The sequence below is a fragment of the Treponema sp. OMZ 790 genome (genome assembly GCF_024181285.1).
Lineage (GTDB): Bacteria > Spirochaetota > Spirochaetia > Treponematales > Treponemataceae > Treponema_B.
This window is the reverse complement of sequence record NZ_CP051201.1, coordinates 2,797,880-2,809,316: the sequence shown is the minus strand read 5'-3', so window position 1 is coordinate 2,809,316 and position 11,437 is coordinate 2,797,880. Positions and strand designations below refer to the sequence as shown.

Genomic DNA, 11,437 nt, shown 5'->3' with positions numbered 1-11,437 from the left:
TTGGATTTTTAGAGATGCCCGACGAGTTTTTAATAAGTCTTTATGTAATAATGACTTATTAAAAACATCGCAAATTAAATCTAAAGAAAACCTCTAAAAAACTGAAGTTTTTAGAGGTTCCCAATTATTATTTATTCAAAGTTTTCTATCGGCTGAACAAGCTCGGAACCCTCTCCCTTCTTTGTGATCTTTTCAACGGGGATGCCTTTTTCTTCCGCAATAATTTTTAAGATATGGGGAGTACAAAAGCCTCCGTGACATCTGCCGGCTCCGGCCCTTACCCTTCTTTTAATTGCATCAAGGGTGAATACGTTTAAAGGATTGTTCACCGCATCCCTTATTTCGCCCTCGCTTACCTGTTCGCAGCGGCAGATGATTTTTCCGTATTGGGGATTTTTTTCGATTAAAAGTTTTCTTTCCTCAGTTTCCATTTCGGAAACCGGCTTCATAGCTTTCCTGATCGGCAAAAAATTCTCTTTTAAGTTTACGTCCATTTTTTTCTTTAAGATTGAAACGGAAATCTTTACGATGTCCTCTGCAATGGCCGGAGCGGAAGCAAAGCCGGGGGACTGAATTCCTGCAGCGTGTACCAAGTTATCGACTCGTTCGGAAGCTTCAACGATAAAATCTTCTTCCCATGTGCAGGCCCTTGTTCCGCTGTAGTAGGTTATTATGTCGGAAGGTGAAACCTTTGAGTTTAGCTTTAAGTGTTTTTTTATTTCTTCAAAGGCTTCGGGTCTTGTAGAAAAGTCCTCCCTGTCCATAACCTCTAGGGCGTTGGGGCCTATGAGGAGGTTGCCTTCAACACAGGGCATTATACCTCCGCCCTTTGAGTGCCCTTTCCGCAGTCTTAAAAGGCTCGGCATGGCGGAGCACGTTTTTTGTAAGCCCTTTAGCCTCTTATCGAGGATGGCATCCGTTCCCTTGCGTGCATGGATCGAAAAAAATCTGTCGCCTGCAAGACCTGCAACCTTGTCTGCCCAAACTCCGGCAGCGTTTATTAAAAGTTTTGTCCGGCAGGTTCCGCGGCTGGTTATAAGTTCTGTTACGGCTGTGCCTTCTTTTTTGACACCGATTAGGGCTGTGTTAAAAAAGAATTCCGCTCCGTTTTGACAAGCGTTTTCGGCATAACAAACGGTAACCTTCATGGGCGAAGCAACCCCCGCCGAGGGAAGCCATAGGCCTCCGTAGTTTTTATCGGTCATAAAGGGATCCATTTTTTTTACTTCTTTTTGGGAGCGGTAGCCGTAATCTCCATCCACTCCGTTTAGGCGGCATCTTCTTTTCATAAGCGGAATGAGCAATTTAAAAACCGGATGATAAAAAAGAAAAAAACTGCCGCAGCGGTTTATTTCAAACCCCAGTTCTTCTGAAATCTTTGTGTACATTCTGTTGCCGCGTGTGTTCAGCTTGCCCTTTATCTTTTTAGGATTATCTGCAAAGCCCGGATGAATCATTCCGTCATTGTGCCCCGATGCCTGCATTGCAACATCGCTTTCTTTTTCAAAGAGGGCGATTTTTAAATCGCAGCGTGAAAGTTCGCGGGCTATGGCACAGCCTATAACACCCCCGCCTATGATTACGGCATCAAAGTCCCTGCCCGCTAAAATAGAATCCTTTATTTTGGGAAGGCGCATGGGTTCTTCACCTTTGCCGTTTATAGTTAGATCGTTTACGACTCCCTTAAACCCGCAGCGGGCAGCAGCATAGCCGGCCGTCATTCTTTCTTCCATCGAAGAAACATCGCCTTCTAAAACAACGGATTTTACGTCAAGTGAAATTTTAACTCTTTCATCGAGCTTAAGCCGCTTTAATTTTTTTTGTAAGCGTAAAAGTTTTTTATTAAAATCCTCATTTTTCATAACATTGCCTTCAATAATTATTTATGATAAGCTCCATCCCTATAGGTTTCGGGCCGGGTTAATTGTGCCATTATCCGTAAAGCCCTTTCTTCATCTGCTTCGACCAGAGCATTAAAAAAAAGCTGTTTGTATTCCGGAATTTTATCTGCATAGGAAAGGTCTTCACATAAAAACTGTTTAAATTGGTGTTTATAAATTTCTTTTGCTGTTTCAAAGGTTAGTAGAAAAATAGGGCTGTCCGATAATTCTATCAGGGTTCGGTAAAATTCAAAGTCTTCAATTGCTGAGGTTTCAATATCTTCAGGCAGAGAAAAAAGAATCTTATTGTTTAAAGGGAGAAAAAAATGATGCCGTTCTTTTAACGATAATTTTAAAACTCGTTTTATAAGTTTTTTTATAATGTATATCAAAATAAGCTGCCTGAATTCGACAAGACCTGTTTCAATTTTTTCGGGTTCGGATATTTGTTTGTTTCGATAAAGCTCGGTTAAAAGCCCCATCGATATAAATGAGGTAAAATCGTTTACAATGCACCCGTGGCGAGGACGGATTGTTATAAGCCCCTTGGCTTGAAGCCCGAGAAGAGCTTCATGCACTACAGGCCTAGATACGTCAAATCTTTCTGCAAAATCCCGTTCGGGCGGCAGCTGTTGCCCCGGTAAAAAGATACCAGTCAAAATTTCATCTTGAATAATTGAGGCTATTTTTTCTTTTTTTAAGCCCTGCTCCTCCGATTCCATGACATACCCCTTAGCCGTGGTCTTACCACCAATATGCTAACATAGAGACTGAAATTTGTCAAGTTTTATTTTATAGAATATTATAAAAAAGCGGCAGAAGCTCAATAGGAGCAGTCTGCCGCTTTTAGTTCTAATTTAACAAGATTATTTAAAAGACGATACCTTCTACAATTAATTTTTCCGAAAATAATACTTTTTTGTATTTTACGGAAAGAGTATCGTTTGATGCTTTTATTTTATTTTTTACATAAACATCTACATCTCCCGATTTTATTAAATTGAACTCTTCCTTATCTTTTTTGGGCGCTGCCGGTGACACGACCGGCTGGGGTTCTCCCACGCCTCAGGAAGCACAGCCTATCAGATCGATAGTTATTGCTTTAGAATCAATTTTCTTCAAATAATCCAATACTTTGGAATCAATGTTTATATTCATATTTATCTCCTTATTCGATAATTATTTCTTTTCTGTTATAGATGGATTCATCCAGTTCACCCGTTCTTTTTGCGGCAATTACACCTGAAAGAAGGGAGTCGCTTACGTTTAAGGCTGTTCGGCCCATATCAATGAGGGGTTCAATAGCAACAAGAAGACCTGCAAGCGTTATCGGAAGCCCCATTGAAGATAGAACTATAATTGCGGCAAATGTTGCTCCGCCTCCTACGCCGACAATTCCAAAACTTCCCAATGCCGTAATTACAATGAGTTTTGCAAGGAATACCGGAGCCAAAGGATTTATACCCAAAGTAGGAGCAATCATAACTGCCAACATTGCAGGATAAATTCCGGCACAACCGTTTTGTCCGATACTTGTACCTAAACTTCCGGCAAGGTTAGCTATTCCTTCGGGAACACCCAAGTTGTTTACCTGATTTGAAATAGTCAGAGGAAGAGCGCCAGCCGAAGACCTTGATGTAAATGCAAACATAAGGTTTGAAAAACTTTTCTTAAAGAAGGTAATGGGATTTAATCCGGCAGTCAGCAAGTATAATCCGTGAACTATGAACATTAAAATAATTGCAATATAACTTGCTCCTATAAACCCGATAAGCCTCAATATTTCCGAAAAATTTGAAGTAGAAGTAATATTGATCATAAGGGCTAAAACTCCGTAAGGGGTAATTCGGAGAACCATACGTACAAGCCGCATTACAACATCGGAACAAGAATTAAGCCATTTAATAAATACTTCTGCACTCTCGGGATTGCTTCTTTTTAAGAATAGGGCTGCAAAACCAAGCATTGCAGAAAAGAAAACCGTAGCAAGGGTTGCATTTGAACCCTGTCCTGAAAATGCGTAGAAAGGATTTATCGGAATAATTTCAAGAATTTGCTGTTGGATGGGTTTTGCTTCAAAATCGTGAAGTCTGCCTTCCATGGCTTTTCCTCTGGCAATTTCGCTTTCACCTGCTGTGAGGTTTTCTGCCGATAAGCCGAATGCAGAAGTTGTAAGAGCGCCGACAAGAGCTGCTATTGCAACTGTAATTACGAGAACGGCTAAAATTCTTCCAGCCGCCTTTCCGATGTTTTGTTTTTGTGTCGCAATCGATTTTGTGATGCTTACAATGATTAAGGGATAAACAATCATTCTGAGCAATCTTACATAACCGCTTCCTACTAAGGTAATCCAGCTCATGGCTTTTTTGATCAAAGCCGTATCCTTAATAGTCAGCTGCAATATTGCGCCAAAGATGATACCAACGGCAAGGGCTGTAACCACGCGTACATTAAAACTCATATTAAGTTTTTTCATGTATCTAATTCCATACATGAGTAAAAATGCAGCGGCGACAATTCCCACTATCCAGATTGTGTTCATAAAAAACTCCTAGTGATTTTGTATTTTCAAATCTATGGCACATTTTATACCATAATTAAAAACTTTTTACTAGACTACCTTTATTAAATAATTTTTTATATATCGGAACAATATTCTTGACAAAAAAGTTAAAAATGAATAACATAACCCTGTTATGGAAAAAGATAAAAGCATAAAAACTCCGATATCATCCAAAGAAAATATTTTAAAATACGCCGCTAAAGAATTTTTAAAAAAAGGCTGGGAAAAAAGTAATATCCGCGAAATTGCAAAAAAAGCAGGTCTTACTACAGGGGCAGTTTATTTTCATTTTAAAAATAAAGAAGCTTTGTTTGATGCCTTAGTAAAGAATACATACTTTGATCTTCTGGAAAGACAAAAACTTATGTACGAAAAACATTTTGCTATTCCCATTACAGAAAAAGAAAAACGGAGAGCCGTACGCTTGGAAGGCCGGAAAGAAATGCTTGAATATGCGTACCGGAACTTTGAAGCAATGAAACTGCTTTTATGTTCAGGGAAAGGAACAAAATATGAAGACTTGTTCGATAAAATGATGAATGCCGTGTATGAGGCTGATCGCAAAGCATATGAAGAATACGGTATGCTGCAAGGCCGGACCCATGTTGATATTGAACTTTTCAACACTATCGATAGATCCTTTTGGGAATGCCTTTTCCGCACAATAAAGATGGATACTCCATACGAAAAGGCTCAGCGGTATGTTTTGATTCTGGACGATTTTTATGAGGCCGGATGGCAAAAAATTTGCTATGACCCGGCTGAAAGTTACGCTCTTGAATAACCGCACACCACGAATTCATCTTCTTTTTATTTAATTTACTATTGACAAAATTGTAATAAACTACTAACATAACAAAGTTATGTTAGCTTGTATTAATATCTTAATTTCACAAGGAGAATAAATTTATGAATGAAAAAGAAGAAAAAAAAACGCCTAAAAAAGTGAAACAAGCAGGAGTTGTTACCCGCATTTTGGCCTATGCAGGTAAACACAAACTTTTGATTTATTTGTCGCTTTTTTGTTCGGCACTAAGCACAATTGCTATGCTTATTCCGTATGCGCTGGTTTTTTATGTTATGCGTGACATTATTTCAGCATATACGGCAGGCGTTGCGGTCGATGTAAGACAGATGATGATTTACGGCGGATGGGGTTTAGCCGCCGCTGCCGTGGGCTTCCTCCTTTATTTTGCAGCACTGATGTGTTCGCATATTACCGCCTTCAATCTGATGGGGAATTTAAATATGCGCTTGACGGATACCTTTGCGCGCCTTCCGGTCGGCTGGCACACAACACATGCAAGCGGTTCGGTACGCAAGGTCTTTGAAAAAAACGTCCATTCGCTTGAAGGGCTTATCGCGCACATGCTTCCCGATGTCGTACAAAATGCGGTAACGCCCATTGCCGTTTTATTTTTGATGTTCTTTTTTGATTGGCGCTTCGGGCTCATTTCGTTTTTGCCGCTCGTTATTGCCTTCATATTGCAAGGGGCAATGATGGCAAAGGGACGAAAAATGGGCTTTATGGAAAACTACGAAAATGCCCTCGAAAAAATGAACAGTGCGGGAACCGAGTATATCCGCGGCATTTCGGTGGTAAAAACCTTTAATCAATCGGTACACCGTTTTAAGGACTTTTATACTTCAATTGTGAATTACCGCGATTATGTTTTAAAATATTCGATGAGCTGGGAAAACGGCTATTCGATTTTTCTTGCACTCTTAAAAGCGGGCTTTGTCTTTTTGGTACCGGCTGCCGTTATTTTTGCAGGAACGGCAATCCAAGGTGAAGGCTATGCAAAGTTTTTATACGGCTTTATTTTCTATCTTTCACTTTCGCCGGTGATGTTTAATATGATGATAAAAATCATGTACGGCTCCAGTTTGAATATGCAAGGCGGCGATGCCTTAAACCGTATCGAGGCTATTTTAAACGAAAAAGCCGCTCCGGAGCCTGAAAAGTCCGTTATGCCGCAAAGGTTCGATATTGCTTTTAAAGATGTTGTGTTCTCTTATAAAGAAAGTGCCGAAAGCACGGCGCAAGGCACAAAGGGTGAGAATACGGAAGAAAAAACCGCAAATACGGCGGCGGACTCAAAGGGAAGCGGCGGAAAGGCGGAACAGGAGCGGGCAGACGGTCAATCGGAAAAGCCTGCATCTCATTCAAAAAGCGATTGACGGTATATCGCTTAACCTTCCCGAACATACGCTTACCGCCCTTGTAGGGCCTTCGGGCGGAGGAAAGACAACGTTAGTCAATTTGCTCGGACGCTTTTGGGAGCTCGATTCGGGGGAAATTACCATCGGCGGCGTGAGCATTAAGAATATCAAAACTGATGACCTTATGCACCTTATCAGCTTTGTGTTTCAGGAAAACAAGCTTTTTAACGAAAGCATTTTTGAAAATATCCGCTACGGCAAAAAAGACGCAACACGCGAAGAAGTGCTTGCCGTGCTTGAAAAAGCCGAGTGTATGGACATTATCGAAAAACTTCCGGACGGCATAGACACTGTATACGGCACCAAGGGGACGTATGTTTCAGGCGGAGAAGCCCAGCGGCTTGCCGTTGCCCGCGCCCTTTTACAGGACGCTCCCATTGTCGTGCTGGACGAAGCTACCAGTTTTGCCGACGCGGAAAACGAGCATAAAATCAAAAAGACGTTCAGTCAGCTGCTTAAAAACAAAACCGTCATTATGATTGCTCACCGCCTTTCTTCTATTGTGAATGCGGATAAAATCTGCGTTATCAATAACGGTAAAATCGAAGAAAGCGGAACCCACGCGGAGCTTTCGGCAAAGGGCGGCACATACACCAAGATGTGGAATAACTTCCAATCGGGTATCAGCTGGAAACTGAATGCCGGTTAGAGATTATGAATTGGGAATCGGGAATGCTTGATTATGAATTAATTTTTAAGGAGTTTCGTTGAAGTTCGCGGCTGAAATAGTGCCGCTCGCTTCAACTTTGAGTTTGTATCAATTCCGCCTATAGCGGAATTGAACACCGAGTTTTACGCTTACGCGTAAAACATCGCGGACGGTGAAAAAAGGTTTATTCAAAAACATCTAATTTTTAAGGAGATGTGTTGAAGCTCCGGACACAAATGGTGTCTTCCGCTTCAACTTTGAGTTTTGCGGCAAGCGCAAAACATCATAATTATAGTATGCACTTTCTCATTTCATTGCGAAAGTGCGGTGTTTGACAGTCTCAAAAATTGATATTTTTTCGGCTGTCAAACAAAGGAGAAGGTATGTTAAAAAAATATTTTGCTTTGTCGGACAAGGGGGCTCGGGACTTAAATAAGGCGGTCGTGATTGCAACCTTGGGGAATTTGTTTTTGATTGTGCCTATGGGACTTTCATTTTATGCCTTGCAGGAGCTTTTAAAGCCGCTTGAAGGGGGCTCTCTTGCGCCGCTCAATCCGTGGGTGATTACCGGCTTGTGTGTCCTAATCGTTTTTGTTCTTTTTTTGATTGAAAAACTGAAATACCGCAAAACGTTCAATACCTGCTACGAAGAGTCGGCGAACGTGCGCATTTCCCTTGCCGAAAGTATCCGCAAGCTCCCCCTTTCGTATTTCGGAAAAAAAGATTTATCCGATTTGACGGCGACGCTTTTAAACGATGTTACGACAATAGAACACGCACTTGGACACACGGGGGCAGAATTATTCGGGGCTATAGCTTCAATCATTATATCGGCGGCAATGCTCGCCTTTTTCGATTGGCGTATGACCCTTGCCCTTTTTACCTGTGCAGCCTTCGGTTTTTTATTCGTGTACTTGTCGCGTAAACAGGCACGCCGCTATGCAGTCCGTATGAACGGAATTCTTTTTGGTATTTATAATTCAATTCAGCAAATGCTCGACAATGTCAAGGTGCTTAAATCCTCCGACAAAAAAGAAAGCTATGTTCAAAAAGTAAAAGACGATATTGCATACAGTACAAAGGAAGCGGTAAAGGCTGAATTATTTGTCGGCTCCGTTATGATAGGTTCCATCATTGTTATCCGTTTCGGTTTTCCGCTGGTTATTGCCGCCGGTGCGGTTTTGTATGCACAAAAGACATTGCCGCTTTTTACCTATCTTGTTTTTTTGCTGATTGCCGGAAGAATTTTTGAGCCCCTTACCGCCGTGTTTATGCTGCTCGGCGAATTTTTTCATGCACGTACGGCGGTAGAACGCCAGCTGGAAATCGTCAATTATCCCAAGCAGACAGGAAGCGAAACGTTTAATCCCAACGGCTACGACATTCAATACGACAATGTTTCCTTTTCATACAATGATGATGCGGAGCGCGATACGGTAAGCAATATCGGCTTTACCGCAAAGCAGGGAGAAATCACCGCCCTTGTCGGACATTCAGGCTGCGGAAAATCCACGATTGCCCGCCTTGCCGCGCGCTTTTGGGATACCTCTTCCGGTACGGTGCGTATCGGCGGGGTTGACGTTTCGACTGTAGAGCCTGAAACGCTTTTAACGGCTTTTTCAATTGTGTTTCAAGATGTCGTGCTTTTTAACGACACGGTGTACAACAATATCCTTATCGGCAATAAGGACGCAACCGAGGAACAGGTGCTTGCCGCCGCAAAAGCTGCACGCTGCCATGATTTTATCGAAAAACTGCCTGAAGGCTACGACACGGTTATCGGCGAAAACGGCTACACCCTTTCAGGCGGTGAGCGGCAGCGGCTTTCCATTGCCCGCGCTCTTTTAAAAGACGCACCCGTCATTCTCCTCGATGAGGCAACGGCAGCCCTCGACCCCGAAAACGAAACGCTCATTCAAGAAGCCTTGACGAAACTCGTCAAAAATAAAACCGTCATCGTCATTGCCCACCGTTTGCGCACCGTAGAACACGCCGATAAAATCGTTGTCCTCAAAGAAGGCAAAATAGAAGAAATCGGCACGCACGAACAATTGATGAAAGGAAACTCCTCGTATCCTGTGATGTATAGGCTGCAAAAGGAGAGTGAAAGCTGGTCGGCATAGGCTTTTAAATAGGCGGGCGATTACGTTGTCGCTGCATAAAAATTAATCCTCACCGTACATAAAGTACGCCTGCGGTTAATTTTTATTGGCTACCTCCTTGTACTTACCTCGCCTATTTCAAAGCCGGCGGTTAGTAATGTGTTCCGGCATGGATGCCGGTAGTTTTAAGTTTCGAGAGTTTTGCGGGAGCAAAACTCTAAGATGAAAAATGTACAAGGAGGTACATCTTTCATCGGGTATCTACTTCGTTGCCGCGGAAAAATGAATGCTCGACGTATACTATATACGCCTCCGCTTCATTTTTCCTAGCGCCTTGTGTCTGCTCCCGCTATTTATGCCGAGAAAGCAGTGAGGCGGGCGATTACGTTGCCGCTGCAATCCCTCACGCAGGGCTTGGTTAATCGGGGATTAGTCAATTCCTGATTAAGAATTATTTTTAAGGAGTGAATATGAAAAAATTTTTTACGGTGCTGCTTACCGCAGGATTGCTGATAGGCACGGTGAATGCGGCGGAGACTGACAAGACAGGCCGGGCAATACTCGGTATAAGCCCCGATACAAAAGAGATAGCCGTGAAAGCGGTAACGGCCGACGGTTCCGAGATACAGATTGAAGGCTGCACAGTTGAGGAATTACCGAGCGGTGAATCGGTTCGGCTTACGGCAACGGGAAATAGGATTGTCTTAAAAGGGGCAATTACCGAACTGTATTGTTCCGGCAATCGGCTTATCTCACTCGATCTGAAAGGCTTAACTGTTTTACAAGAACTTTATTGTTCCGGCAATCGGCTTATCTCACTCGATCTGAAAGGCTTAACTGTTTTACAAGAACTTTATTGTTCCGGCAATCGGCTTACCTCACTTGATGTGCGGGGATTGCAGGATTTGACGGTGCTGGCGTGTGCCGGCAATGCTCTTACCTCACTGGATGTACAAGGCTTAACGGCTTTGGCTGTGCTTGACTGTTCCGAAAATCAGCTTGCCTCACTCAATGTGCAAGGTTTGACCGCTTTACAGAAGCTGAACTGTTCTAAAAATCTGCTAACTTCGCTTAATACACAAGATTTTAACGCTTTGAAGGGCTTTGACTGTTCCGATAATCTGCTGACCTCTCTTAATGTACAAGACTTGACGGCTTTAGAGGAATTAAACTGTTCCGGTAATAAGTTGAACTCACTCAATATGCAAGGCTTGACCGCTTTGAAGGTGCTGTATTGTTCCGATAACGGGCTTACCTCGCTTAATGTGCAAGGCTTGTCGGCTTTGAAAAAACTGGCTTGTTCCGATAATCTGCTGACCTCTCTTAATGTACAAGACTTGACGGCTTTAGAGGAATTAAACTGTTCCGGTAATAAGTTGAACTCACTCAATGTGCAAGGCTTGACCGCTTTGAAGGTGCTGTATTGTTCCGATAACGGGCTTACCGCGCTTAATGTACAAGGCTTGCCGGCTTTGGAAAAACTGGCTTGTTCCGGTAATAAGCTGACTTCATTAAATGTACAGGGGTTGACCGCTTTGCGGTATTTGTCTTGCCGTCATAATCAACTTAAAGCACTTAACCTAAAAGGCTTGACCGCTTTACGCGAACTATGGTGTTCCGACAATCAACTTGCCGCCCTCGATATGCGCGGCATAAGCACTTTACAAATACTGGGCTGCTCAAACAATAAACTTACAGCCATCGAATTACCGGCAGTAAACGTTTTACAGGAGCTGTACTGTTATAACAACAGTTTAAAAGAAGAAGCTTTTATCGGGATATTCAACAATCTACCCGAGCGCGACGGCAATGAAGCGGGCAGAGCTTTTATATATCGTGAAAAGAATAATCCGCAGGAAAAAAACATCACGGACTTTACTTCTTCCGCCGAATTGAAAACCGCTTTTGAAGCCGCACAAGCAAAAAATTGGATATTTTATAAGCGGGATACAAACGGAAATGATAAAAAGATTTAATTTAATTATGAATTACAAATTAAGAATTAAACCAAGGGGGTGAA

Annotated in this window: 9 protein-coding genes; 5 read left to right on the top strand and 4 right to left on the bottom strand. The window is 42.4% G+C overall.

Going from position 1 to position 11,437, the window contains the following annotated elements; genetic code table 11:
* Positions 1-131: 131 nt before the first annotated feature.
* From E4O01_RS13300 to E4O01_RS13285, 4 genes are all read right to left on the bottom strand, one after another.
* Positions 132-1,862: an NAD(P)/FAD-dependent oxidoreductase gene (locus E4O01_RS13300; RefSeq protein WP_253692700.1), complete on the bottom strand. Its 1,731-nt coding sequence runs from the start codon at positions 1,860-1,862 to the stop codon at positions 132-134.
* A 17-nt stretch (positions 1,863-1,879) separates the two neighbouring features.
* Positions 1,880-2,602: a FadR/GntR family transcriptional regulator gene (locus tag E4O01_RS13295; RefSeq protein ID WP_253692696.1), complete on the bottom strand. Its 723-nt coding sequence runs from the start codon at positions 2,600-2,602 to the stop codon at positions 1,880-1,882.
* Positions 2,603-2,750: 148 nt separating this feature from the next.
* On the bottom strand, positions 2,751-3,038 hold the full coding sequence (locus E4O01_RS13290; RefSeq protein WP_371819583.1) for a CC/Se motif family (seleno)protein: 288 nt from the start codon (positions 3,036-3,038) through the stop codon (positions 2,751-2,753).
* A 10-nt stretch (positions 3,039-3,048) separates the two neighbouring features.
* On the bottom strand, positions 3,049-4,422 hold the full coding sequence (locus E4O01_RS13285) for an L-cystine transporter (RefSeq protein WP_253692692.1): 1,374 nt from the start codon (positions 4,420-4,422) through the stop codon (positions 3,049-3,051).
* A gap of 154 nt (positions 4,423-4,576) precedes the next feature.
* Between E4O01_RS13285 and E4O01_RS13280 the strand changes: the two genes are divergently transcribed.
* The 5 genes from E4O01_RS13280 to E4O01_RS13265 all read left to right on the top strand — a co-directional run bounded on the left by E4O01_RS13280 (position 4,577) and on the right by E4O01_RS13265 (position 11,393).
* Positions 4,577-5,227: a helix-turn-helix domain-containing protein gene (locus E4O01_RS13280; RefSeq protein WP_253692690.1), complete on the top strand. Its 651-nt coding sequence runs from the start codon at positions 4,577-4,579 to the stop codon at positions 5,225-5,227.
* Between the two features lie 125 nt (positions 5,228-5,352).
* Positions 5,353-6,624: an ABC transporter transmembrane domain-containing protein gene (locus tag E4O01_RS14955; protein ID WP_371922612.1), complete on the top strand. Its 1,272-nt coding sequence runs from the start codon at positions 5,353-5,355 to the stop codon at positions 6,622-6,624.
* A complete protein-coding gene (locus E4O01_RS14950; RefSeq protein ID WP_371922624.1) occupies positions 6,506-7,315 on the top strand; it encodes an ABC transporter ATP-binding protein in 810 nt (269 codons plus the stop codon). Before E4O01_RS14955 ends, E4O01_RS14950 begins: the two co-directional genes overlap by 119 nt.
* A 383-nt stretch (positions 7,316-7,698) precedes the next feature.
* Positions 7,699-9,438 carry an ABC transporter ATP-binding protein gene (locus E4O01_RS13270; RefSeq protein WP_253692689.1) on the top strand — a complete coding sequence of 580 codons (1,740 nt, stop codon included), beginning with the start codon at positions 7,699-7,701 and terminating at the stop codon, positions 9,436-9,438.
* Positions 9,439-9,887: 449 nt separating this feature from the next.
* Positions 9,888-11,393 (top strand): leucine-rich repeat domain-containing protein, encoded by a 1,506-nt coding sequence (locus E4O01_RS13265; RefSeq protein WP_253692687.1) that lies wholly within the window; start codon positions 9,888-9,890, stop codon positions 11,391-11,393.
* Positions 11,394-11,437: the final 44 nt, after the last annotated feature.

Bases quoted from the DNA above. Each gene is read 5' to 3' on its own strand.
- E4O01_RS13285 (WP_253692692.1), bottom strand. From the start codon at position 4,422: ATGAACACAATCTGGATAGTGGGAATTGTCGCCGCTGCATTTTTACTC.
- E4O01_RS13300 (WP_253692700.1), bottom strand. From the start codon at position 1,862: ATGAAAAATGAGGATTTTAATAAAAAACTTTTACGCTTACAAAAAAAA.
- E4O01_RS14955 (WP_371922612.1), top strand. From the start codon at position 5,353: ATGAATGAAAAAGAAGAAAAAAAAACGCCTAAAAAAGTGAAACAAGCA.
- E4O01_RS13270 (WP_253692689.1), top strand. From the start codon at position 7,699: ATGTTAAAAAAATATTTTGCTTTGTCGGACAAGGGGGCTCGGGACTTA.
- E4O01_RS13280 (WP_253692690.1), top strand. From the start codon at position 4,577: ATGGAAAAAGATAAAAGCATAAAAACTCCGATATCATCCAAAGAAAAT.
- E4O01_RS13295 (WP_253692696.1), bottom strand. From the start codon at position 2,602: ATGGAATCGGAGGAGCAGGGCTTAAAAAAAGAAAAAATAGCCTCAATT.
- E4O01_RS13265 (WP_253692687.1), top strand. From the start codon at position 9,888: ATGAAAAAATTTTTTACGGTGCTGCTTACCGCAGGATTGCTGATAGGC.